This is a genomic window from Sporomusa rhizae, assembly GCF_041428845.1.
Taxonomy (GTDB): domain Bacteria; phylum Bacillota; class Negativicutes; order Sporomusales; family Sporomusaceae; genus Sporomusa; species Sporomusa rhizae.
Window position 1 is genome coordinate 1,007,501 of sequence record NZ_CP156925.1, and the last position, 24,163, is coordinate 1,031,663.

The following is a 24,163-nucleotide window of genomic DNA, read 5'->3' on the forward strand; positions in this document are numbered from 1 at the left end:
CATTTATAATCTAACCGCCGGGCAATATAAGGATGTTACTCGCTAACGCTAAGCGACTCTCGCAAGTCTAGCGTCGCTGTGCACCTAATAACTTGAATCCTTGCTTAATGGTGGCTGTGGTGAAGCGGTTAACACGCCGGATTGTGGCTCCGGTATTCGAGGGTTCGAGACCCTCCAGTCACCCCAAAAAAATAATAGGGGCGTAGCCAAGTCGGTAAGGCAACGGACTTTGACTCCGTCATGCGTTGGTTCGAGTCCAGCCGCCCCTGCCATTCTCGATATTCGACGCTAGACGTTCGACACTCGATAAAATCGAACATCGAAGATCTAAGGTCGAAAATCGAAATAACGGCCCTGTGGTGTAGCGGTCTAACATGCCGCCCTGTCACGGCGGAGATCGACGGTTCAAATCCGTTCAGGGTCGCCATTTTCGCTATTAGCTGCTCGACGCTCGACAGTCGATACTAAATCGAAAATCGAATGTCTAAAGTCGACAGTCGAAATGACTCCGTAGCTCAGCTGGATAGAGCGTTTGACTACGAATCAAAAGGTCGCAGGTTCGAATCCTGCCGGGGTCGCCATAAGCAGCGAACCAGCTTCTTACGAGCCGATAGGCGAAATAAGAAGCTGAGTGAGTCGCTTAGTTCCAAACGACAGTGCGGAACTTCCTATGATTTTAACTAAATTTTTTAATACGGCGGCGTAGCTCAGCTGGCTAGAGCATTCGGTTCATACCCGAAGTGTCCGGGGTTCAAATCCCTGCGCCGCCACCAGCTTTCAATGCGGGTGTAGCTCAATGGTAGAGCACTAGCCTTCCAAGCTAGCTACGAGGGTTCGATTCCCTTCACCCGCTCCATATCGGGGCGTAGCTCAGTTTGGTAGAGCGCTACCTTGGGGTGGTAGAGGCCGCACGTTCAAGTCGTGTCGCTCCGACCAGAAAAAAAGTCAGTAGAGAGATACTGACTTTTTTTATATTTCCTAAAGGTTTGCTTAGCACCTAGCAATTTGAATGGTTACAGACCTCCTGCCGTAGAGTTAGAAATCTACAACAGGAGGTCTTTATGTTTCTATATATATTCGTTCAGGTAACAGGGCTAAATGCTTAAATAGAGATAATGGTAACAAAATGTAACAAAATATATCAATTATATGCTACACTATAAATAATGGTAATAAATTCTATAACATACACAGAAGGGGAGAAACTCAAAGAATGATTTGGATTGGTGGAATAATTGTTATACTTACGTTTTATGCCATTATTAAACGGTGGGAAACACGGATGGTTTTATTTGTATCCGGTTTAGCTATGGCGGCAATTGCCGGTAAGATTTTGGATGTAATTGACGCTTTTGCCAAAGCAATGGTTAACGGAGGTTTGGTGCCTGTTATTTGTACTGTTATGGGTTTTGCTTTTGTTATGAAATATACAACTTGTGACAGGCATATGGTTCAGTTGTTGGCTGGTGGAATTACCCGTATGCGGGCTATCTTAATTCCGACAACTGTTATGGTGACTTTTGCTATTAATATTGCTTTACCAAGTGCAGCCGGTTGTTCAGCCGCAGTTGGTGCTATCTTAATTCCTACTTTGATACGGGCTGGTGTTCATCCGGCAATAGCCGGCAGTGCAGTACTTGCCGGAACCTGTGGCGGGGTTTTGAGCCCGGGATCTGCCCATCCGCCTTTTATCGCCAAGCTTGCCGGGACTGATGTTATGAGTGTTATCGCCGGTCATACCGTTGCTGCGATTATTTGTGCTCTTATCGGCGCTGTTTCGTTGATGGTAATTGCGATCATGCGTAAGGAGAATAAAGGTTGTAATGTTGAGCTATGTGAAGTAGCTGCTGATACAGCGGAACAATTCCAGGTTAACTATATTAAAGCCATCGTGCCAATAGTACCTCTAGTCTTATTGGTACTGGGAAGCAAGCAGCTAAATGTCTTGCCGGCCGTCTCGGTGCCTGAGGCAATGATCTTTGGTACTATTTTAGGTTTGGTTGTTTGCCGCTGCAATCCTCAGGAAGTTTCCAAAGAGTTCTTTAATGGTATGGGCAGTGCCTATGGCAGTGTAATCGGTATTATTATTGCCGCAGCCGTGTTTACCAGAGGTATGGAGCTCATTGGGTTAACGGGTTCGCTAATTGAGGTTATGAAACATTCCGAACAAATCTCCCGGCTTGCTGCTGCGTTTGGGCCGATGATAATAGCTATTTTATGTGGCTCCGGCGATGCCGCCACATTGGCCTTTAATGGTGCTATTACTCCTCATGCCCAGGATTTTGGCTTCGGCATATCACAAATGGGTTCAGCCGCCTTTTTAAGCGGAACATTCGGAAGAACCATGTCACCAGTGGCCGGTGCTGCTATTGTTTGTTCGCAGTTGGCAGGCGTGGATCCTATCGAACTTGCTAAACGTAATACACCAGGCATGATTATTGCTGCGATTGCCGGCATGCTTATGCTATTGTAGATACAGGAGGCTATTTATATGGAAAAGCTGGATTTTAATCTAGATGAGTACCTAAAAGAATTGGCGCAATTAGTAAACATCGACAGTGGCAGCGACGACCCGGAGGGCACGGCTCAGATAGCCGCTTATTTCGCCGAGAAATTTTCCAAAATGGGCTGGTCGGTTAAAAAGGTTAAAGTGAGTGAAGCGGTTGGCCCTTGCTTAGAAATTACCAACCGAACTGCTGCACAGTTCAATATGCTGCTGATCGGTCATATGGATACTGTTTTCTCTAAGGGAACTGCTAAAGAACGGCCATTTTCGATTACCGGCAACCGGGCCTGCGGTCCAGGTGTTGTTGATATGAAAGCCTCGCTTTTATCCGTCTATTATGCTATGAAACATTTAGAAGCACAGGGAAAGCTTCAGTCAGCGGCTGTATGCATTGCCTTCAATAGCGACGAAGAAAAAAGCTCTGCCTATTCGCGGCCCTGGCTGGAAGGCCTGGCAGCAAAAAGTAAATACGCTCTTGTTGTAGAACCGGCACGGGCTGATGGTTCTATGGTTCATACCCGTCGCGGCGTAGGCCGGTATACCATCGAGTTTAAAGGAGTGGCATCTCATTCGGGGGTGGCGCCGGAGAAAGGTATAAGTGCTATTAATGAGCTGGCACATTGGATCTCAGGACTTCATGCGGTAACTAATTATGAATTGGGAACTAATGTTAACGTGGGCGTAGTCAAAGGCGGTACTACGGCCAATACGGTGGCCGAGAACGCAGTAGCCTTAGTTGACTTACGCATGAAAGAAATGAGCGAAGTTACCCGGATTGAAAATACAATAAAATACTTATTAGATAATCCTAAGACGCCTGGTATTAAGGTCAATGTTAAGGGTGGTGTTACCCGGCCGCCGATGAATCCGTCGCCGGCAGCGCTGGAGCTGTGCGGCAAGGTGGATAAGATTGCTGAACGCCTGGGAATTGATTTTAAATGGATTGCGACAGGCGGTGGCTCTGATGCTAATATTACTGCAGCCATGGGGGTGCCAAGCATTGATGGTCTGGGACCGATTGGCGGATTATCTCATACAGTGGAAGAGTATTTAGAGCTGGACTCGGTAGAACCCAGGCTGCAATTATTGTGTGAACTGCTGGCAGAACTCGCTAAGGAAGCGGCGCACTAAAATTACAGATAACAAATCGAAATAATGGTGAGAAGGGACAGTAGGATATGAACAATTTTGATTTTAAAACAAAACTTGTTGAACGTTTTTTCCGCTATGCGGCGGTAGAAAGTCAAAGTAAGTCTGGGAGTGAGACTATTCCCAGCACACCCGGGCAGCTGGAATTAGCTCAACTTTTACAAACAGATTTGACTGCACTTGGTCTAACTGATATTAAACTAACTGAACATGCCATACTTACCGCCAAGCTGCCAGCCAACCTTCCGGCGGATTCTTTAGAGAAAGTTCCACCGATTGGTTTTTTGGCACATTTGGATACTGTTGACGTCAGCTTAAGCCCCAACATAAAGCCGCGTGTTGTCAAGCACTATGACGGCAACGACATTTTGCTTAATCAAGAGCAGAATATTTGGCTGAGAACGGCCAGCCATAAAGAGATTTTAAATTATATCGGACAAGATATTATCGTGTCCGATGGTACTAGTGTACTTGGCGCTGATAATAAGGCTGCAATTTCCGCGATAATGGTGGCCCTGGAATACTTCCAGACAGAAAAGTCTTGTTATCATGGCGATATCTATATTGCGTTTGTCCCGGATGAAGAAGTCGGCTTACGTGGTTCAAAAGCCATGGATCTGGCTGATTTTCCGGTTGCGTTTGCTTATACGATCGACTCCTGTGAATTGGGCGAAGTAGTGTATGAAACCTTCAATGCCGGCAGTATGGCAATTACTATAAAAGGGGTATCGGCCCACCCCATGTCGGCCAAAGGGGTAATGGTAAACCCTGTACTTGTGGCCAATGATATTATTAATCATTTTGACCACAAAGACACACCGGAGCATACGGACGGCAAGCAGGGATATTTCTGGGTAAATCGTATTACCGGCAATGCCAACGAGGCTCAGATGAATATTAACATTCGGGATTTCGATAAGAGTCTTTATGAAGCAAGGAAAACATACCTAGTCGACTTGATGAAGCTAATTGCCGCCAAGCATCCGAAGGCGCAAATCTCGTACAAAATAACTGATATCTACGGTAATATTGCCGATTCACTAAACGAAGGCAGCAAGCAGTGTATTGAGTTTATTTATCAGGCAATGAGAAACTTGTCGATTACGCCAAAAACTATTGCCATGCGGGGCGGTACTGACGGTTCCGCGTTGTCGGCCAGAGGGCTGCCTACTCCCAACTTTTTCACTGGTGCGCATAACTTCCATTCTAATTGTGAATTTTTACCTGTGGGTTCGTTTGAAAAGTCTTGTAGCATGATTCTCGAGATTACCAAGCTGGTATCCAACCATTGATTAGTAGATTTTTAACTTCAGTTCATTTTTAGTACCTAACCGCCGTAGGCGCAGGCAAAATGTATGCGATACCCCTAGTAGTAGAAATCAACTATCATAGGGGTATCGTTATTTTAATCAGGGTAGTAATTATCCACAAATCTAATGAAATTCAAAAAAAGCATGACTACAATAGGCAATACAGGTATTTAGATTTAAAACTACTTAGGAGGCTGGTTAGGCCATGCTAAAATTGAAGAGTAAGGCGGCATATATTGCTGCAGGTCTGATCTTTCTGCAGCAAACCTTTGCTTTTGCTGCGCCCACTGAATTGAGTTTACAAGACAGCATTAATTATACGCTGAAAAATAACCCGTCTATTCAAATTGCCGACCAGGATAAAAAGAAATCCGAGCTTAGTGTTAATGAAACTAAAGCAGGCAATATGCCGACACTTTCCCTGGGCAGTGGTTACTCCAAAAGTAATTCCACTTCGGACAAATGGAACAACGATTTGCGGATGAGCTGGCAGTTGTATAACGGCGGTCGAACTGAAGCTCAGATTAGCCAGGCCAAGCTTGGGGTTCGTACCGCCGACCTCAACGTAGAAAAAACCAAACAACAGTTGACCCTTGATGCCACCACCAATTACTATGGGGTACTTGAGGCGCAAAACATGTTGACAGTGAATCAGGAAAGTGTCAGCAATCTGCAGGCGCATCTAAATATAGTGCAGGCAAAATACCAGGAAGGCATGGTAGCCAAATCTGAATTGCTGCGGGCTGAGGTTGAGGTAGCCAATGCTAACCAAAATCTAATTAAAGCTCAGAACCAGTATGATCTGGCAGTATCCAGTTTGCTGACAACCATGCACATGGATTCTGGAACCGAGCTTAAGTTAAACGGCGCGCTAACTTACCAGCCAGATACCAGAACACTGGAGCAAGCGATTCAATATGCTAAACAGAACCGCCCGGAAGCTTTGCAAGCGAAAGTCAGTGTTGACAGCGCCCAAAAAGGTATCGAAATTGCTGAAAGCGGTAAGCGCCCATCGGTATCTCTTTCCGCTTCCACCGGTTGGAATGACTCAGTGCTGCCTGGCAATGACAACAGTTGGTCGGTTGGTGCCTCAGCAAACTGGGATATTTTTGATGCCGGTGTAACCAAGTCCAGAGTCAGTCAGGCGGAGACCTCGCTGGCTAAAGCCAACTTGCAGGTCGAGCAGACATGGGATAGTATTGACCAGGATGTCCGTCAAAGTTATCTTAACATGAAAGAAGCAGAGAAACGTCTGACTAGCACCGATGTAACGGTGAACAAGGCTAACGAAGATTTATATATTGCTCAGGAATCTTACAAAGCCGGTGTGGGAACAAACCTTGATGTATTTGACTCCCAGTTGGCACTTACCCAGGCTAAAACTAACCACGTACAGGCCCTGTATGATTATAATGTTAACAAGGCCAAACTTGATAAAGCTATGGGCATATCAGCCGGTAGTCTATAGGCGGAGGAAAACTATGAAAAATGTATGGCAGAAACTGCGAAACCATAAGATGCTATTAAGTGCGCTCGTAATCGCTCTAGCAGCTTTGGCCGGTGGTGGCTATTATTATCAAAGTCAAAGCAAAGTAGCGACAGCACCAATGCAGACCATTAAACCCGAACGGCGTGATCTTACTTCAGTGGTCGCCGCTACCGGCACAATCAAGGCGATAAACAGTGTTGATATTAGTTCTAAGATTACAGCCCGTATCAAGGAAATCAAGGTCAAAGAAAATGAACAGGTCACAGCCGGGCAAGTACTTGCTATATTGGAAGACGCCGGCCTGCAAGCGCAGATAACTCAGGCGAAAGAAAGACTGGATAATGCGGCAGTTAAATATCAGCGAACCTCGAGACTGACTACTATTGGCGGTACTTCTAAAGAAACACTGGATAATGCCAGCATGGATTATAATATTGCTAAAGCCAATTATGATGAGGTAATGTCCAAACTTGACGATACCATCATTGTTTCGCCAATGGCCGGCAGTGTTATCGGCAAACCTCTGTCAACCGGGGACATGGTAGCGCAGGGGGTCAATAATCCCACAGTTATTATGACTGTTGCCGATATGTCCAGGATGCAAATCGAAGCCAATGTAGACCAAACCGATATTGGCCAAATAGCCATGGGGCAAAAAGTTACTTTTGCAGTTGACGCGTATCCCGGTAAAGAGTTTACCGGAACGGTAACCACTATTTCCCGTAAAGCAACTGTATCCCAAAACGTTACCTACTATCCGGTAACTATTGATGTTGATAATGCCGAAAACCTCTTAAACCCCGGCATGGTGGCCAGAGTATCTGTTATTGTCAGCGAAAGCAAAGGAGTTCTGACCCTGCCGCTCTCAGCTATACGTTCAGATAAAAACGGTAAATATGTAGTTGTGGCCGGACCAAATGGTCAAACCCAAAATGTACCTGTTACTACCGGTAATACAGGAGATGACCGGGTAGAAATTACCGGTGGATTAGGCGAGAGTGATAAAGTGGTTGTTTCGCAAATTAAATCACAATCTCAGGGACAGACCGGCGGCCAGCAGCAGGGACGGCCTCCTCGCATGTTTTAAGGGGGGCATAACATGACAATTGCATTAAATCATATAATAAAAACCTATCAAATGGGGGATTCGGTGGTAGCTGCTCTGGCGGGAGTCAGTCTGGATATTCGTGAAGGCGAATTTACCGCCATCATGGGACCATCCGGTTCAGGTAAGTCGACATTAATGAATATTTTGGGGTGCTTAGACAGGCCGACAAGCGGTTCCTATATGCTGGACGGTCAAGAAGTAGCCTCGCTGAATGATGATGAGTTGGCACTTACCCGTAATAAAAAAATCGGCTTCGTCTTTCAGAACTTTAACCTGCTGCCCCGCATAACGGCACTTGACAATGTGGCTTTGCCATTGGTATATGCCGGGGTAAATACTAAGGACCGCAAACAACGGGCTGCCGACGCCTTGGCTTCGGTTGGCCTGGAGAAAAGAATGGATCACCTGCCTAATGAGTTGTCAGGCGGTCAGCGCCAACGGGTTGCCATCGCCAGAGCGCTTGTCAACGAGCCTACTATTATCATGGCCGACGAACCTACCGGGGCGCTTGATACTAAATCAGGTGATGAGGTCATGGATATTTTTAAAACGTTAAACACCTATGGCCGCACAATTATTCTGGTTACGCATGAACCGGATATTGCTGCCCATGCTAAACGGGTGATCCACGTCCGCGACGGATTAATTGTCCGGGACACAGAAAGGGATGAGTAATGTGTTTTGGGAAAGTGTAAAGATTGCCTTAGACGCATTAATCTCTAATAAATTACGTTCCATTCTGACGATGCTGGGCATTATTATCGGGGTTGGCGCTGTAATTGCCATGGTGTCGATTGGTATGGGCGTAAGGGAAAAAGTGTCAAGTTCCATTGCCAGCTTAGGCAGCAACCTAATCATTGTTACCCCGGGAGCGGCGTCTTCGTCCGGTGTCAGACAGGCGGCCGGCAGTAATACTACGCTGAGCTTGAAAGACGCACAGGCAATAGCAAAAGAAGTGGCCGGAGTCGGTGCCGTTGCTCCCAGTGTTAGCAAGCAGTATCAATTGGTTGCCGGTAATATGAACTGGAACTCGGGGGTGCAAGGGACTACCCCGGAATATCTGGATGTGCGTAACCTAAGTATGCAAGCCGGCAGTTTTATTACCAATGAAGATGTAGATAGTCGTAAAAGGGTAGCGGTTATTGGCGCGACAGTTGCCAGTAACTTGTTTGACAATACCAACCCCATTGGCCAAAGTGTCCGGATTAACAATGCTCCCTTTACGGTAATTGGGGTGCTGGCGAGCAAAGGCCAGTCGGCGGGTGGCCAGGACCAGGACGATACTGTTATTATTCCAATTACCACAGCGCAGGAACGGATGATGGGGATAACCTATGTTCAGGCAATCAGTGTGCAAGCCGCTAATGCTGATGTGGTAGACCAGGTGCAAGACGGTATAACCAGTCTGTTAAGGGCCAGGCACGGGATTGCCGGAGATAAAACCGATGATTTTACCGTACGCAATCTCGCCAGTGTTATGGCGACGGCGCAGGAAACCACCGGCACCATCACTATGCTGCTTGGTAGTATTGCAGCGATCTCCCTGCTGGTTGGCGGTATTGGCATTATGAATATTATGCTGGTATCGGTAACTGAACGGACCAGGGAAATTGGTATCCGCAAGGCGTTAGGAGCCAGATTCTCCAATATTTTGATGCAGTTCCTCATTGAAGCTGTAGTCATCGGCGTCATTGGCGGTGCTATCGGTATTGCCTTAGGTATCGGCACTTCTTTTGCCATTTCCTCTTTTGCAGGCTGGCAAACAGTAATTACACCGACGCCAATCATTGTATCCTTTGCATTTTCAGTGGGCATTGGCCTGTTCTTTGGTCTATACCCAGCCAGAAAAGCAGCCCTGCTTAACCCGATTGATGCTTTACGCTACGAATAATAGATTACTGTTTTTAAATAGCGGAGCCTGATTTGCCGTAAGTGGCAGTCAGGCTCTTTTTGATTGCGCATGAAAAAGATAAAATCCCAACAGTCGAAGACTGTTGGGATTTTATCTTTTTTGACGCTATTTGACCGACTAAACATTTTTCTAATAATTATTTGAATAAATACTAAACACCTGAGGGCGAAGAGATAAATGGATTAGTGTAAAAATCACGTTATCCACAATTTAAATATTAAATATCAGGAGGAGAAAATTTATGAGTGTTAGCGGAGTATCAGATTCTACAGATTATTGGAAAAAACCCACATCAACAGAAACCGACAGAACTAAAAGCAACAGCTCAATTGACTTTCAGTCATTCTTGAAACTACTGGCAACCGAACTGCAATATCAGGACCCGCAGGACCCTGTTAAAGCCACGGAATACGTGTCCCAAATGGCTTCGTTTTCATCCTTGAATCAAGTACAGACCATTACGAACAGTGTTGATGCCAACCAGGCCTATAGCTTAATCGGCAAATCAGTGATTTACAAAACCAAAGATGATGCTGGGAACCAGGGCTACGCAACAGGGGCGGTAGGCTCGGTAAGTCTCAAAAATAATGTTCCCTATCTTAATATAGGCAATCAGCAAGTCAAACTTAGTGATGTTGTGACTGTTGGCGGTAGCGCCATAAATACATCGGATCAATTACAGGACCTTGCGTACGGTATGGCAGCAAACCAGGCTTATGGCTTAATTGGCAAATCAGTAAGTTACAAAACAAAAGATAGTGCCGGAAAAGAGACCGAGGGGTCCGGGACGGTAAGCTCGGTAAGTATCAAAGACGGTGTTCCCTATCTTAATATAGGCAATCAGCAAGTCAAGCTTAGCGAGGTTACGTCTGTTGGCGAAACTACCACAAAATAAGGTAGATGCTAGCTGCAGCTTGTTGAGATCGTAAACAAATCAGTTGTCGGCTGGACTCTACGGAGGGGCTGACGCCTATTTCTGAATGACAGAAGAAATAGCAATTTTGGGAGGGCGAATCATTATGATGTCTTCGATATATTCCGGGGTATCCGGAATTAAGGCCCAGCAAAGTAAACTAAGTGTCATTGGCAATAACATTGCCAATGTGAATACACTTGGTTATAAGGGGCAAACAGCGGGTTTTGCCGATTTGTTAAGTCAGACTATAAGGGGTGCTTCTGCAGGAAATGCTGCCAGCGGTAGAGGGGGAACCAATCCTATGCAGATTGGTTTAGGTGTAGGCATGTCATCTATCTCAATGCTGATGACTCCCGGCAGTACGCAATCGACAGGCAACTCCCGTGACGTTTCGATTAGCGGTGATGGATTTTTTATTGTTGAGGGAGGCGGGAAAAGTAAGTACCAATATACCCGGGCAGGCAACTTTGGTGTTGACGTTTCCGGCAATTTGACAGTAAATGGCTATAAAGTTTGTGGTTGGGATAAGTATACGGTAAATGCTGATGGCACCTATAACTATGACACAGAATCAGCAGTAGAGCCTTTGAATTTATTTGCAAACGGCAAGAAAACCCTGGCGCCCAAAGCTTCTACCAAGTCTACCTTGTCGGGCAGCATTAACAGTTCGGCAACTTCGCAGGGAACTGCCGCAACCATTGGCAGTAAGACAGTGGCTACTGCCAATAACACAGGATTGAATGACGTAACCAAACTCTACGGAACTCCGGATACCGTCACCATTAATGGTACCAATATTTCCATAGCTGCTACGGACACAATATCATCTATTATCAGTAACATTAATGCCCAGACTGCAACCACCGGAGTAACTGCTACCTGGAATACCGGTGATGGCACAAATGGGTATATTCAGTTAACCAAGGCTGGGAATCCGGCCGGTACGGTGAACAATATTACCCTGGATGCTAATAATAGCACACTAACGAAACTGTTTGCAGCAACCAGCAGTACTTCGCTTGGCACTGTTTCTGCTTCAGGATCCAGCAAAATTTCGTCGAGCTTAGGCACAGCGGCTAATGCCACTACCAATGCTACCGGGTTAACCGCAGCCGGCACGGCTAGTGCTGCACAAGCGGGAGACATCAAAATTAACGGAACTACTATTACTATAGCTGATGGTGACACAATCACGCAGCTTATTAACAAAATTAACGCCCAGACTGCAGCTACCGGTGTGACCGCCGCCTGGAATGCCGGTGATGGTACAAATGGTTTTATTCAACTAAATTCGACTACTGCCGGCAGTACGTCCAAAATTAATCTGTCAGGTAACAATGCGGCGTTGACAGATATTTTTGCGGCGACTACAAGTACCACGGACACGTCGGCTTCAGCAAGCACGACTACGAAGGCTGACTCATCCACTACATTATTGGTATATGACAAACTAGGAAACAGCTACAATGTTCAGGTCAACCTCTATAAGGCTGACACGTCTACTACCGATCCGGATAATCCTACGACAACCTGGTACTGGGAAGCTGATACTGCAGACAAAAATCTGTCTGTCAACGGCAGCGGCTATATTCAGTTTGACAAAAACGGCAAGATACTCACAACAAGTTATCCTGCTACCTCTTCCATAAAAATAACACCGGCAAATTCCAATGCCGGAACCGCACCTTTCGATATCAGCCTGGCTATGGGTGACTTGACTTCTTATGCCAGTACCGGCACCGATAGTCTGACAAATACTACTGACGGCTATAAGTCCGGCAGCCTGGACGATTTTAGTATTACTTCCGATGGCGTGATTGTTGGCAGTTATGATAATGGTCAAACCCAGTCGTTAGGTGTCATTGGCCTTGCTAAATTTACCAATTCGGGCGGTCTGGATAAAATTGGCGACAACTTATATACAACTACCGTTAACTCCGGTGAATTTACCGGTGGAGTGACGGCAGGCAGTGCCGGTACCGGCGGCCTGAGCGCCGGTACTCTGGAAATGTCCAATGTCGATTTATCAGAACAATTCAGTGAGATGATGATCACCCAGCGTGCTTATCAGGCGAATAGTAAGATCATTTCAGCTTCTGATGAGTGTTTGCAAGCTGTTATTAATATGGTGCGTTAGTGAAAAGGGGGAGACGCAGCTATGAGCTCAACCTTTGGGGTCTATAGTATAGCGCGTACGGGCATGCAGGCCAACCAATCCGCGCTAACGGTGACAAGTCATAATCTATCCAATATCAATACCGCTGGTTTTTCCCGTCAACAGGTAAGAAGTGTGGCGACAGTAACTGCCTATTCAGGCCATCAGACAGAGGGAACAGGTGTCAGCGTTAATGAGGTTGTCCGGGCCCGAAATGAGTTGCTTGATAACGCCTATCATAAGAAAAATGCAACAGCCTCCTATTGGAGTACCAAAAGCGGCATGCTTACTTACGCGCAGCAAATACTTGACGAGTTTTCCACCACGTCCACAACCAGAACTACAGACAATAATGGCTTGCAGCTAAAAATGACTGACTTTTTCAATTCCTGGGACGAATTGTCCCAGGAACCTGGTAGTGTCAACAATCGTAAAGAAGTCGTAGAACAGGCAGCTGCACTGCTGGATTGTTTTCGCAAGGCGGATGAAGATCTGGCCAATTTGCAGCGGGATGCCAGCAATTCGACGAAGGATATCGTAAAAGAAATCAATAGTATTGCTGAACAAGTGGCGGCACTCAATGTGCAAATAGCCCAGGCAGAGGCGACTTACGCACAAGCCGGCGACTTGAGGGATCAACGGGATTACTTATTGGACAGCTTGTCTAACTATACCAACTTCAGCATGCAGGAACAGGCCAATGGTTCAGTCTCTGTGGAAATTGGCGGAGTGGCGCTGGTAAGTATGGACAAAACAAACAAATTAGCGGTTACCGGCGACGGCTCAGTGGGACATCCGCTGGAAGTGCAATGGGTCGGGCTGGATCAAACCGCGAAAATAACCAGCGGCACATTGAAGGCTTGTCTTGAAGATGCTGATCAAACCGGGGTTGCGGCGATTACCAATCCTGTAAGTTATAACTACAGTGCGGATGCTATAAGCTCAATCAGCAATCTGCGGCAGGGACTAAATAATGTAATTACTACACTCACAGTCAAGATTAACGACTTGCATAAAGCCGGCAAAGGTTTGGATGGCAGTACCGGTATTGATTTTTTTGTGCCGGTCAACGCCAATGAACCGTTAAGTATCGACAACATGCAGGTCAATCCCCAAATTGCCAGCAACAGTAATAAGCTGGCTGCCGGCAACAGTGGGCAAAAGGGGGACAACACGGTTGCTGATGCGATAGCCGATCTAAAAACGGCGAAGCTCTATAACTCTGATGGCCTTTCCCAGGATATTACCGGTTTTTATCAATCATTGGTTACCTGGGTGGGAACCGCGGGCAGTAATGCTTCCGGCTATTACGACACGGCGTCAACACTTGCCAATCAGGTCGACAATCAAAGGCAGGGTATGTCCTCGGTTTCACTGGATGAAGAGATGTCCAACATGATCATGTTTCAAAATGCTTATGGTGCGTCGGCGAGGGTGCTAAGCACCATGGACAATCTCATTGCCGGATTAATACAAGAGCTTGGTTAGTTCTGAGACTAACCTTCAGATGGGGTTAAAACCCCACCTGAAGCTAAGCCTACTTATAAGTAAATAAAGGGGGGAGCGGAATGAATTCTACCTGGACCGGACTATGTATTTCAACGCGTGGATTATTTTCAAGTAAAGCAGGCTTACTGGTTACCAACAATAATATTAGTAACTCGAATACAAAAGGGTATTCCCGGCAAGAGGTAAACCAAGTAGCCGTTACACCGGCTGCCATATATAACAGTAAATATATGATCGGCAGCGGTTCCGAGGTGGAGTCGGTTATCCGTGCCAGAAATGACCGCCTTGACCAGAAATACTGGCAGGAAAATAGCGATCTGGGTGAGGTTCAGGCAAAATCAGATATGCTAAAAGAAGTGGAAAGCATCTTCGGGGAAGCGGACAATAAGGCGTTTACCAAGGCCATGACTGATTTTAATTCCGCCTTGGAGAGTGTATCCACAGACCCCGGCAGTTCCAGCGCCAGGAAGTCACTGCAGCAAAAAGGAAAAAACTTTTGTGAATATCTTAATTCCACTTCTAAGAAATTGACCCAATTACGGGAAGGCCTTAATACGGAAGTAAAATCAGCTGCCGAACAGATTAACTCTTACGCCTCGCAAATCGCGACCTTAAATAGCCAGATCAGGGCAGCGGCCGGCTGCGGCGCTTCGACCAATGACCTGAAAGATCAGCGTACATTGCTGCTGGACAAGCTTTCCAAGCTGACAGATATCACTGTAAATCAAGCGGTGGTCGGCAAATTGGCCGACGGTAGTGATGATATTGTTCTTTCTGTCAATGCCGGCGGTGTTACGCTAGTCAACAATGACAAATGCCGGCAACTGGAGTGCTATCAGAATGCAGACGGCATGTATGGTGTTCGCTGGCAGGATACCAAGGAAGCCTTTACGCCCGAGGGCGGTGAATTAAAAGCAGCTCTGGAGTTGCGGGATGGAACCGGGACAAACGCGGACTATAAAGGTATCCCGTATTATCTTAACCAGCTTGATAACTATGCCCAGACGCTGGCCAAGGTCTTCAATGAAGGCGGATCATATACCAAGGCCGATGGTAGTACAACTACCTATCCAGGACATGCCGGAGGGTATGGATTGCCGGCTGCAGCCGGTGCAACTGCCCCAACAGGAAATCGCTTCTTTTCCTATGACAGCCTGACAGGCACCGGGCTGGACTACAGCAAAATCACGGCCGCCAATATATCACTCTCCAAGGAAGTGCTGGACAATACGAACAACATTGCTGCAGCCGATGCTGTGGGCGGGACGGACAATGCGAAGAACATTGATTCTCTGATTGACCTGCTGGCAGATTCAAATATGTATACGGACGGCACACCAACAGATCATATGGGTTCGATTATTACCACCCTGGGAGTTGCCAGCGATTATTCTGATACCATGTCAAAAAAGCAGAGTTCATTTGTTAATACCATTGATACTCGCAGGAAATCGGTTTCCGGCGTCTCGTCCAATGAAGAGACGGCTAATTTGACCAAATATGAGGAGGCCTATAATGCTTCGGCCATAATGGTGAACACCTGGAGCAGTATCTATAAAACTACCATTGACATGGTATCTGACTCGTAAGGAGGGAAGCTTGTGCGTATTACCAATAGCATGATAACGGATAATTCTGTATGGAACATCAATAAAAATATGGAGCGATTGAACGATGCTCAGCAAAAATACACGACACAGTCCAAAATTCAACTGCCGTCCGATGATCCGATTGTAGCTAGCCGGGCGGTCAAATACCGTAGTTATGTGGCGAATATTGAGCAGTACCAGAAAAATGTGAATGGCGCCGTCTCCTGGGAAAAGGTTACTGATGGCGCGATGGACGGACTGGGCAATGTTATTGTCCGTCTCAAAGAACTTGTCACCAAGGGTTCCTCCAGCGGCACCCTTACTAACTCGGAACTGCAGGACATCAAGGCCGAGGTCAACGAGTTGCAGCAACAAGCAGTTGACTATCTGAATACCTCCTATGCCGGCCGCTATGTATTTGCCGGTTATGATACCGATAAGCCTCCCTACGAAATTGAGTCAACCGCGGTAGGAAACCGGATAAAATTTAAAGGGCAATACTTGAGTGTTGGCGGCGCAATGGCCGGAACAACCGCTGATAGCGACATTACCAGCTTTTGCAGTGCTGCCTACACCAATTCAAAAATTTACAACAGCACAGCCGCCGCGCAGGATATTCAGTATAATGTCGGTTTTGGCACCAGCGTGCCGGTTAATGTGGAAGGGCAGAATGTGACAGGAGCAGGATTGGATAATCTGTTTGATACTTTTTCTAAAATCCTAATCGGCCTTGACGGCGGCACCAGCTATAAGACCGCAACTGTTGACAGTAATCCGACGCCAGGGTCGGTACACGTCACTAGTACCTCTTTCAAACTCACCGACACGCTTGACGAACTGGCCGCCAACAATAATACCATCCTAACCGCGCGCGCCGACCTTGGGGCACGCATGAACTATACCAATATGGCCAAGACTCGTATTGACAGTGACAAGGCTACGTATACCGAACTTATGAGCAACAATGAAGACACCGATTTGGCAGAATCCTACACCAATGTAACTACGGCTCAGACAGTATACAATGCCTCACTGTCTGTCAGCTCCAAAGTAATGGGCAAGTCACTTGTAGACTATTTGCGATAGTCAATAACCGGAAAGGGAGGAGATTTCATGGCAACCTCAAGTAGCGGCAGTATAGCGGCAACAACTGTTAATGGCACAACAAGAATGACTGGTTTGTCTTCAGGTCTTGATGTAGATTCTTTGGTGAAGCAAAGCGTGGCGGCAGAGACAACCAAGGTGAATAAGTTAAAGCAGCAGAAACAAAAGGCCGAGTGGATACAAGAGTCCTATCGGGATATCACGGACGATATCCAGGCATTTGCCGATAAATACTTTTCTGTTTCCTCTACCAGCAGCATCATGAACAGGCAAACCTTTCAGGCTTTTGCGGTATCAAGCAGCAGTACGGCTGTTTCCGCCGACTATACCGGTGATGCCGTGGCAGGCACGCATACCGTGACAGTCACCCAACTGGCAACAGCCGCCGCCAAGAGTACTACCGGCAAGCTTTCCAAGGATATTACCGGCACAACGGCAGCCGCAAGTATTAATTATGCGGCCTTGGCGAACACCAGTTTTAAAATGACCATTGACGGAGCCAGCTATACTGTTAAACTGGATTCTACCGTTACCGATGCCACCAAGCTGCAAGCAGCCATAGACTCTGCTGTGGGATCAAATAAGGTAACTGTTGATACAAGTTCCGGCTATTTAAAAATTTCTGCGGCCACTAACAGCGGGGTTCAGAAAATTACGGTCAGTGATCCGGCCAGCAGCAGTAGCAGCCCTGTCACTAGTTCATTAAGTATCCTGGGACTGACTAACAAACAGTCAAACCGGATTAGCACCCAGTCGACGCTGGCAACACTGGCAACGAGTGTAAATGGCGGCTTTAGTTTTGATTCGCACGACCAAGTAGAACTCACGATCAACGGCACCAATTTTTCCTTTGACAAAGACACAACCCTTGCGGAAATGATCAGCGAGGTCAATAACAGCACCACAGCCGGCGTTACGATGAAATACGACGAGATTTCCGACAAATTGATAATGACAGCAGCTAAGACCGGTGCCGGTACTACGCTCACCGTCAGCGAGACAGGCAGTACCTTTTTGTCTGCGGCGCTTGGGACAGACACTGCCGGACAGGATGCCAAACTGACTGTAGATAATGTTAATTTTACTCGCAGTTCCAACACGGTGACTATTAGTGGCATTATTTATACCCTGAACAAGGAAACACCGGCGGGGACGCCGGCAACCATTAACGTAGCTCAGGATGCGGACACCATCTATAAAAATATCTCAAACTTTGTCGATGACTATAATGCGTTAATCAATACAATCAATACTAAGCTTGCTGAGGAATATGACGACGATTACCCGCCGCTTACCGATGACCAGAAAAAAGATATGTCTGACGATGAAATTAAAAACTGGGAGAAAAAGGCCAAGGTCGGTCTGTTGGCAAGTGATTCAACCCTGTCGAGTTTTGTAGGCAATATGCGGGAGGTATTATCGGAAGCTATCTCCGGCGTAAGTCTTTCCGGTATTGGTATTGAGCCCGGCGACCGTAAATATAAAGAAAAAGGCAAGCTGTATATTGACGAAGATAAATTGAAAAGCGCGATCAAAAATAATCCGGAAGGCGTTTTGAATCTATTTACCAAGCAATCTACCGATTTTCCCGGAACTAACATGCGCAAATTAACAGCAAGTCAACGCACGACAAGGTATAAACAGGAAGGCATTGCTTACCGGCTCTATGATATCTTGCAGGATAATATCTCAACCCTGGGCGACAGTCATGGCAACAAGGGTTTGCTGCTGGAAAAGGCTGGTATTAAAAATGACACTACTGATACTGATAATGCGCTGAGCGATCAGATTAAAGATTTGAAGACAAGAATTGAAAAAGAAGAGAAACATTTAGACAGTGAAGAAGACCGCCTTTATAAAAAATACACACAATTGGAAAAGTATATAAACAAAATGAATAACCAGTTGTCGCAAATATCGGCTATAACTTCACAATGATAAGGAGTTAAGGCAGGATGAATCAGTTTGAGCTCAAAGAATGCCTGACACAAAAGCGGCAAATAATCCAAAGTATCCTCGCCAATAACGAAACACAGCGCCTTTTTATTAAGCGGCAAAACATGAAGGGGTTACAGCGGCTGCTATTGGAACGGGATGCTTTGATTAGCCAACTTGCAACAGTGGAAGGTAAGCTAAGAAATGACGGGGGCAACTGGCGGCAAGCAGCAGAGTGGAAGGAAATCCTGCAACCCATCAACCAAGAACAATCCGCGCTGCTGGACTCCTGCAAGCTTGTCGCGCAGGAGGCGATAGCAGCCCGTCTGCAGATTGCCGATAAACTGCGCGAAATTAAAGCCGGGCGTCTTCTAAAAAACCACTATGCTCCGCCATGGACGGGTATGGGCGCTGGGTGCCAATTAAGTATAAAAGGCTAACCAAAAAATCTCCCTACTTCTAGACGAAGTAAGGGGATTTTTTAATATATCAGAATTAAAAAGAACATACATCGCCAGTATAAAGCTGGGAAGAAAGGGGTCTTACTTTTGGCATTGCCCCAAAAGTAGCAAAAGGTCTAGGCCCGAAGCCTCCAAAAGCTGAAAAGCCAGGCGGTACTCCTAAAATCCGTAACTCGCTGTGCTCAAACAGTACGGATTTCTTAACGGAATACCACCTGGCTTTTCTCCTGCGGAACGCTTTTTCCGGCAAAGGCCAGGGGTTACGGGAGTTACGGGGGTTATCGTCGACTCCGTGAGTCCCCATCCGCTTTCGCCAAAGGTTCAGTGCAAGCCTGTTTTCTTTATCGATAGACTTTCGGCTGCCACAAGCGGCCAGCGGAGGTTTTGGGTGCAAAATGCACAAAAAAAGACAGTGGAGAAACTTATTACTAAGCTTCCCACTGTCTTTTTTATTGGTAAATATTAGCCTTGCAGCAGAGTCAGTACTTGCTGGGGTTGCTGATTGGCTTTGGCCAGCATAGCAGTAGCTGCTTGGTTCAGCACGCTCTTATTGGTATATTTCGCCATTTCCGAAGCCATATCTACGTCGCGGATATTGGATTCGGCCGAGGTCAGATTTTCGCTCGAAGTAGTCAGGTTGTTGATAGTATGCTCCAGACGGTTAATAACGGCGCCCATTTTGGAACGTTCAGCCGATACTGTGGTGGTAGCTTGATCAATAACGCTGATGGCGGCAGTTGCCTTATCCGCAGTGGATAAATCAAGTGAATATTCGATGGAGGTGTCGGAAGTGCCGTCTGTTACATTTTTAGCAGCCTTATAGCTTGCAGTTACATCCTTGCCTTCACTGTCTTTAACGGTGATAGATCCGCCAGCCGTTGTTGAAGAAACGGTAAGCGCCTTTGCCCGCATGTCGTTAATGCTAAGGGACATAGTTTGTCCGGTATTGGCACCGATTTGGAAGGTAGCTTTGAACGCTTCCTGAACGCCGCCATCTTTAACATTAATACCGTTGCCCTTGTCGCCGGTAGCTGTTGCTGTCACTGTCAATTTATTATTGGTAGTATCAGTACTTAGTAGGACACCGTCAATTTTTCCATTCGCCTGTTCAACAATGGCGTCTGCAATCTTTGCACCAGTAACAGTAGCGCCAGTATTTACCAAAGAACTGATATTGATACCAATAGCAGTTCCGGTATAGGCACCTGCATCTGCATCATAAAATTCAACTTGTTTACCATTGATAGTAAAACCCTTGCCTAATAATGCAGTTGCTTTAGTAACCGAGTTAATACTAGATAGGTCAATTTGTGTACTTGCTTTTGTTTCTGTTGTCGTACCCATGACACCTGCAGAAGGTATCACCGGGGCTGCTTTCCAGAATGTAGTAGTAGCATCTGTCATGGATCCTACTCCAATGGTACCTGCAGCTCCATCGGCAGCTCCATCTTTGACTGCTTCTATCTTGACTTGCTCCGCGGCTGGGTTAGTTACTTTCCAATTATTAGCCAGCGTGGAGTTTTTGGAGATCATGCTTGAGACAGCGTTACCAAGAACAGTACTAATATCGGTATCAGCTGCTGCTTTATACTTAACAGTAATCGAATTTCCGGTTGCCGAAGAAGTGTCAATTGCAGCACCATCTGCACTCATAGTCGCATCATTTACAAGATTAATAGTTAATGTTTCGCCACCTACAACAGTTTTGAAGCTATTGGATGCAGTTGTGCCAGCTTTAACAGTTAGTTTATCAAATAGCATTGAAGCTTGCGTTTTGGCGACAGCTCCACCAGTAGTTGAAGTACCTACACTTACCAAGCTGGTAGAACCAAGATTAGTAGAACCGTCACCTTTCAGCAGGCTTTTGGTATTGAACGATGTGGTATTGCCAATCCGATTAATTTCCGAAGTCAAGGCATCAATTTCATCCTGGACAGCGGTACGGTTAGAGTCGGTTAAGGTATCGGTAGAAGCTTTTACTGACAGTTCACGCATACGTTGGAGAATGCTGGTGGTTTCGTCTAACGCGCCTTCAGCGGTTTGGGTCATGGAGATAGCGTCCTGCGAATTGGACTTAGCCTGATCAAGACCGCGGATTTGGCCGCGCATTTTTTCCGAGATAGCCAGACCGGCGGCATCGTCGGCAGCCGTGTTGATCCGGTAACCCGAAGATAGTTTCTCCAGTGACTTGTTCATCAGCGCATTATTGGCACTCAGTTTGTTAAACGTGTTCAGCGCTGAAAGATTGTGATTAATAATCATTCCCATAATTTAATTCCTCCTTGATTTAAGAAAAATAGGCTTCCATGCTTGTTAATTTTGGATAGAACAACGGGATTGCCGTTATTCTTGTACCTCCTTTCGATGTTCTAACTGGAAATTCGGAGAGCAATATTATAAAAATGTTTAAAAAAATATTAGGAAAATATTAAGTTAGCAAATATTTTCACTTTTTTGGTGTTAAACCAGAAAAATCGCGAAATTTGTCAGGGTCCGAACATTATAATTCCATAAAGAAAACACGGCTTGCGCCGAGCCTTTGGCGAAAGCGGAAGTCGACAAAAAAAGCAAGCCTTTGGATTATCGTATCCGAGGCTTGCTTTATGAATTTTCGTTAAGCGAGGTTGGTGATTTTTACATAAAGAGGACTACCAAAGCCTAGCCATTAAAGGGAGCTAGGTTTGATAGTCCTCTTTTTGAATCTCAATTAGCGGTTAACGAGCTATCTTTTTCTTTATGCAAATAATAGCCAACGCCCCATACTGTTTTTAGATTCGAGAGATTAAGCTTCTTGCGCAGGTAATGAATGTAAAGATTGACGGTAGTAAATTCAGCTTCGGAAAAATAACCCCAGACTTTTTGAATAATTAGCTCCTTAGTCACTACATTACCATAGTTACGAATCAACACTTCCAATAGTTGAGATTCCTTTAGGGTTAACTGAATGACCTTGTTGCCTTTGATTACCTGGCAGCGCATTGGGTTTAAGACAAGGTCGTCGGCAGTCAGTACATTTTCCGTTAACGTTTTGCCGCGGCGCCGGGTTAGGGCTTTAAGTCTTGCTAATAATTCTACAGAAAAGAAGGGCTTGACCAGATAATCATCGGCTCCGGCATCTAAACCTTCGGCCCGGTCTTCAGGAGAATCTTTGGCGGTTAAGAAGATAACCGGGGTATCATGTCCCAGACTGCGGAACTCTCTGAGTAAAGAGACCCCATCTTGATAGGGCAGCACGCGGTCAAGGATAATGATGTCATAGATTCCGGTACAGGCCATTTCTAACCCTGTTTGGCCATCAAGAGCAGTATCCACTACAAAGCCATTTTTCCTCAATAAGTGTGATAGTGATTCTGAAAACTTGCTTTCGTCTTCTACCAGCAGAAGTTTCATATATTACACCCTTTGTCACCACAGCCTTGTGAAGTTTTTCCATCCTTGGTATCTCTATTTACTTTTCGCAAATAAATATTGGAATTTTATTTAATTCCAATATTTATTTGAAAGTAATTAACTTAGTTCATCCTGTGACAACCTTCAAAGGGGCTAAAACCCCACCCGTGACTATGTTTATTTATTGGAAGTTCCACTGTAAAAGTGGTACCAATTCCTATGGAACTTGTAACTGTGATAGAGCCGTCATGTTTTTCAATAATCCATTTGGCAATTGCCAGACCCAAGCCGGAACTACCCTTATTGCGGGACTTATCTATCTGATAAAATCTGTCGAAAATTTTATCCAGATATTCCGGTTCAATTCCTTCCCCGGAATCGGTAACGCTTATTTGCATTTTACTGTTGGTTTGTTCCAGTGAAACAATTATGCCCCCGGCTAATGTATGCCGGATAGCATTATCCAGTAATATTGCTATGACTTGTTTTATGCGAGCTTCATCGCCATAAAACTCAAGAGGCGCTGAGCATTTAATCTTAAGAAATAATCCTTTTTGTAGAGTTACTGCTTCAAAGGGAGCAGCTACTTGTCTGAGAGCAGTATCTAATGAAAATGACTGCTTATGTAATGGCTGCCGCTCTGAGTCAGCTCTGGCTAAAAACAGGAGATCGTTAACCAATCCTATCGTACGCAGACTTTCTTCCTGGATATTATCAATCCATTTATCCTGACTGGCTACGGTTTCATCCCGGCTTAGCTTGATTATCTCTAAGTTGGTTTGAATTATCGATAACGGAGTGCGTAATTCGTGCGAGACATCTGATAGAAAATTACGCTGCTGCTGCCAAGCTTGTTTGATTGGGATGATAGCCCGGTATGTCATGTAGAAACTGGCACCAAAAGAAAGAAAAGAACAGCAGAAGCCAACGGCGATCAGGATAGCTATCACAAGGTGAAGCATATTAGTTTCCGGGGTTAAATCATGGAAAACAATCAAAGTTCCGTTTTGATTCATCAAAGGAGTCTTACAATAGGAATAGGTTGTTTGTTCGTGGGTAACGGTAGCTTGTTCTGAGGGGGACGTTAAGGCGGCTTGGGTGAGTGCCATCAGGCAATTCGCAGCAAGTGGTTGTCCGGATGATTGGAAACTAATGCTGCCATCAGGTAAAGTTTTAACAAAAAAGAAATCTGGCCGTGGCGATGGGGGGAGTGATTCGCTGTCGCGGGGAACAAGGAAACGCAGAGTCTCCAGTCTCTCGGGAGGTCTAGGCATATTGCCGGGGGGCGGATGTGGCGGCCAATCGTTAATAAGACCTGCATGAATGTCTGCGGCAAGTTTTCTGGATATTGATTCTGTATGGTGTGTGATATTGGCTTTAGAAAAAAAATAGGCGCCGCCAATGAGCAGCAGGAAGAGAGTGAGTATGATAACAACGTTAATTAGAGTAAGTCGAAGGCGCAGCCTCTGAAACATTAAAGGGGAATCTCCTTTATGAACAGCCTTGTAGAAATTTTCCTTCCATGGAAACATTTATTTATTAAATTTATCAAATAAATATTTGAAATTTGTTTAGTTTTTTCTACAAATCCATCAAATTTGGTAAATAATTCATTGATTACTATTTTAAA

Annotated in this window: 17 protein-coding genes and 7 tRNA genes; 21 read left to right on the plus strand and 3 right to left on the minus strand. The window is 45.7% G+C overall.

Going from position 1 to position 24,163, the window contains the following annotated elements:
• The first annotated feature begins 110 nt into the window (after window positions 1–110).
• From SRRS_RS04645 to SRRS_RS04745, 21 genes are all read left to right on the plus strand, one after another.
• Window positions 111–186 (plus strand) — tRNA-His (locus SRRS_RS04645).
• Between the two features lie 10 nt (window positions 187–196).
• Window positions 197–272 (plus strand) — tRNA-Gln (locus SRRS_RS04650).
• Between the two features lie 78 nt (window positions 273–350).
• A tRNA-Asp gene (locus SRRS_RS04655) sits at window positions 351–427 on the plus strand.
• A gap of 77 nt (window positions 428–504) precedes the next feature.
• Window positions 505–581, plus strand: a tRNA-Arg gene (locus SRRS_RS04660).
• Between the two features lie 115 nt (window positions 582–696).
• A tRNA-Met gene (locus SRRS_RS04665) sits at window positions 697–773 on the plus strand.
• Window positions 774–782: 9 nt separating this feature from the next.
• A tRNA-Gly gene (locus tag SRRS_RS04670) sits at window positions 783–856 on the plus strand.
• 3 nt (window positions 857–859) lie between these two features.
• A tRNA-Pro gene (locus SRRS_RS04675) sits at window positions 860–936 on the plus strand.
• Between the two features lie 277 nt (window positions 937–1,213).
• On the plus strand, window positions 1,214–2,473 hold the full coding sequence (gene dcuC / locus SRRS_RS04680; protein WP_371366660.1) for a C4-dicarboxylate transporter DcuC: 1,260 nt from the start codon (window positions 1,214–1,216) through the stop codon (window positions 2,471–2,473).
• Between the two features lie 18 nt (window positions 2,474–2,491).
• Complete coding sequence (locus SRRS_RS04685) at window positions 2,492–3,637, plus strand: M20 family metallopeptidase (protein WP_371366662.1); 1,146 nt, start codon at window positions 2,492–2,494, stop codon at window positions 3,635–3,637.
• A 47-nt stretch (window positions 3,638–3,684) separates the two neighbouring features.
• Window positions 3,685–4,947, plus strand: a complete 1,263-nt coding sequence (gene pepT / locus SRRS_RS04690) for a peptidase T (protein ID WP_371366664.1) — start codon at window positions 3,685–3,687, stop codon at window positions 4,945–4,947.
• A gap of 223 nt (window positions 4,948–5,170) precedes the next feature.
• Window positions 5,171–6,433, plus strand: coding sequence for a TolC family protein (locus SRRS_RS04695; RefSeq protein WP_371366666.1), 1,263 nt, complete (start codon window positions 5,171–5,173; stop codon window positions 6,431–6,433).
• 13 nt (window positions 6,434–6,446) lie between these two features.
• Complete coding sequence (locus SRRS_RS04700; protein WP_371366668.1) at window positions 6,447–7,541, plus strand: efflux RND transporter periplasmic adaptor subunit; 1,095 nt, start codon at window positions 6,447–6,449, stop codon at window positions 7,539–7,541.
• Window positions 7,542–7,553: 12 nt separating this feature from the next.
• Window positions 7,554–8,237 carry an ABC transporter ATP-binding protein gene (locus SRRS_RS04705; protein WP_371366670.1) on the plus strand — a complete coding sequence of 228 codons (684 nt, stop codon included), beginning with the start codon at window positions 7,554–7,556 and terminating at the stop codon, window positions 8,235–8,237.
• Window position 8,238: 1 nt separating this feature from the next.
• Window positions 8,239–9,453: an ABC transporter permease gene (locus tag SRRS_RS04710; RefSeq protein ID WP_371366672.1), complete on the plus strand. Its 1,215-nt coding sequence runs from the start codon at window positions 8,239–8,241 to the stop codon at window positions 9,451–9,453.
• A gap of 262 nt (window positions 9,454–9,715) precedes the next feature.
• The gene (locus SRRS_RS04715) at window positions 9,716–10,369 is read left to right on the plus strand and encodes a flagellar hook assembly protein FlgD (RefSeq protein WP_371366674.1); all 654 of its coding nucleotides are present in this window, start codon (window positions 9,716–9,718) and stop codon (window positions 10,367–10,369) included.
• A 124-nt stretch (window positions 10,370–10,493) separates the two neighbouring features.
• Window positions 10,494–12,527: a flagellar hook-basal body complex protein gene (locus SRRS_RS04720; protein WP_371366676.1), complete on the plus strand. Its 2,034-nt coding sequence runs from the start codon at window positions 10,494–10,496 to the stop codon at window positions 12,525–12,527.
• A 21-nt stretch (window positions 12,528–12,548) separates the two neighbouring features.
• Entirely contained in the window at window positions 12,549–14,033 is a 1,485-nt protein-coding gene (gene flgK, locus SRRS_RS04725; protein WP_371366678.1) for a flagellar hook-associated protein FlgK, read from the plus strand.
• 80 nt (window positions 14,034–14,113) lie between these two features.
• Window positions 14,114–15,643, plus strand: a complete 1,530-nt coding sequence (gene flgK, locus SRRS_RS04730) for a flagellar hook-associated protein FlgK (RefSeq protein WP_371366680.1) — start codon at window positions 14,114–14,116, stop codon at window positions 15,641–15,643.
• A 12-nt stretch (window positions 15,644–15,655) separates the two neighbouring features.
• Window positions 15,656–16,729 (plus strand): flagellar hook-associated protein FlgL, encoded by a 1,074-nt coding sequence (gene flgL, locus SRRS_RS04735; RefSeq protein ID WP_371366682.1) that lies wholly within the window; start codon window positions 15,656–15,658, stop codon window positions 16,727–16,729.
• Between the two features lie 27 nt (window positions 16,730–16,756).
• Window positions 16,757–18,685, plus strand: coding sequence for a flagellar filament capping protein FliD (gene fliD / locus SRRS_RS04740; RefSeq protein WP_371366684.1), 1,929 nt, complete (start codon window positions 16,757–16,759; stop codon window positions 18,683–18,685).
• Between the two features lie 17 nt (window positions 18,686–18,702).
• The gene (locus SRRS_RS04745; RefSeq protein WP_371366686.1) at window positions 18,703–19,122 is read left to right on the plus strand and encodes a hypothetical protein; all 420 of its coding nucleotides are present in this window, start codon (window positions 18,703–18,705) and stop codon (window positions 19,120–19,122) included.
• A gap of 483 nt (window positions 19,123–19,605) precedes the next feature.
• Here SRRS_RS04745 and SRRS_RS04750 read toward each other — a convergent pair whose 3' ends face one another.
• The 3 genes from SRRS_RS04750 to SRRS_RS04760 form a co-directional block, all read right to left on the minus strand.
• The gene (locus tag SRRS_RS04750; RefSeq protein ID WP_371366688.1) at window positions 19,606–21,411 is read right to left on the minus strand and encodes a flagellin; all 1,806 of its coding nucleotides are present in this window, start codon (window positions 21,409–21,411) and stop codon (window positions 19,606–19,608) included.
• Window positions 21,412–21,846: 435 nt separating this feature from the next.
• The gene (locus SRRS_RS04755; RefSeq protein ID WP_371366689.1) at window positions 21,847–22,533 is read right to left on the minus strand and encodes a response regulator transcription factor; all 687 of its coding nucleotides are present in this window, start codon (window positions 22,531–22,533) and stop codon (window positions 21,847–21,849) included.
• 122 nt (window positions 22,534–22,655) lie between these two features.
• Window positions 22,656–24,008 (minus strand): sensor histidine kinase, encoded by a 1,353-nt coding sequence (locus tag SRRS_RS04760; protein ID WP_371366690.1) that lies wholly within the window; start codon window positions 24,006–24,008, stop codon window positions 22,656–22,658.
• Between the last annotated feature and the right edge of the window lie 155 nt (window positions 24,009–24,163).

What these genes read in the sequence shown, in the direction of transcription:
- dcuC (WP_371366660.1), top strand. Translation starts at nt 1,214, where the DNA reads ATGATTTGGATTGGTGGAATAATTGTTATACTTACGTTTTATGCCATT.
- flgK (WP_371366680.1), top strand. Translation starts at nt 14,114, where the DNA reads ATGAATTCTACCTGGACCGGACTATGTATTTCAACGCGTGGATTATTT.
- SRRS_RS04745 (WP_371366686.1), top strand. Translation starts at nt 18,703, where the DNA reads ATGAATCAGTTTGAGCTCAAAGAATGCCTGACACAAAAGCGGCAAATA.
- SRRS_RS04750 (WP_371366688.1), bottom strand. Translation starts at nt 21,411, where the DNA reads ATGGGAATGATTATTAATCACAATCTTTCAGCGCTGAACACGTTTAAC.
- fliD (WP_371366684.1), top strand. Translation starts at nt 16,757, where the DNA reads ATGGCAACCTCAAGTAGCGGCAGTATAGCGGCAACAACTGTTAATGGC.
- SRRS_RS04705 (WP_371366670.1), top strand. Translation starts at nt 7,554, where the DNA reads ATGACAATTGCATTAAATCATATAATAAAAACCTATCAAATGGGGGAT.
- SRRS_RS04700 (WP_371366668.1), top strand. Translation starts at nt 6,447, where the DNA reads ATGAAAAATGTATGGCAGAAACTGCGAAACCATAAGATGCTATTAAGT.
- pepT (WP_371366664.1), top strand. Translation starts at nt 3,685, where the DNA reads ATGAACAATTTTGATTTTAAAACAAAACTTGTTGAACGTTTTTTCCGC.
- flgK (WP_371366678.1), top strand. Translation starts at nt 12,549, where the DNA reads ATGAGCTCAACCTTTGGGGTCTATAGTATAGCGCGTACGGGCATGCAG.
- SRRS_RS04755 (WP_371366689.1), bottom strand. Translation starts at nt 22,533, where the DNA reads ATGAAACTTCTGCTGGTAGAAGACGAAAGCAAGTTTTCAGAATCACTA.
- SRRS_RS04760 (WP_371366690.1), bottom strand. Translation starts at nt 24,008, where the DNA reads ATGTTTCAGAGGCTGCGCCTTCGACTTACTCTAATTAACGTTGTTATC.
- SRRS_RS04715 (WP_371366674.1), top strand. Translation starts at nt 9,716, where the DNA reads ATGAGTGTTAGCGGAGTATCAGATTCTACAGATTATTGGAAAAAACCC.
- SRRS_RS04695 (WP_371366666.1), top strand. Translation starts at nt 5,171, where the DNA reads ATGCTAAAATTGAAGAGTAAGGCGGCATATATTGCTGCAGGTCTGATC.
- SRRS_RS04685 (WP_371366662.1), top strand. Translation starts at nt 2,492, where the DNA reads ATGGAAAAGCTGGATTTTAATCTAGATGAGTACCTAAAAGAATTGGCG.
- SRRS_RS04720 (WP_371366676.1), top strand. Translation starts at nt 10,494, where the DNA reads ATGATGTCTTCGATATATTCCGGGGTATCCGGAATTAAGGCCCAGCAA.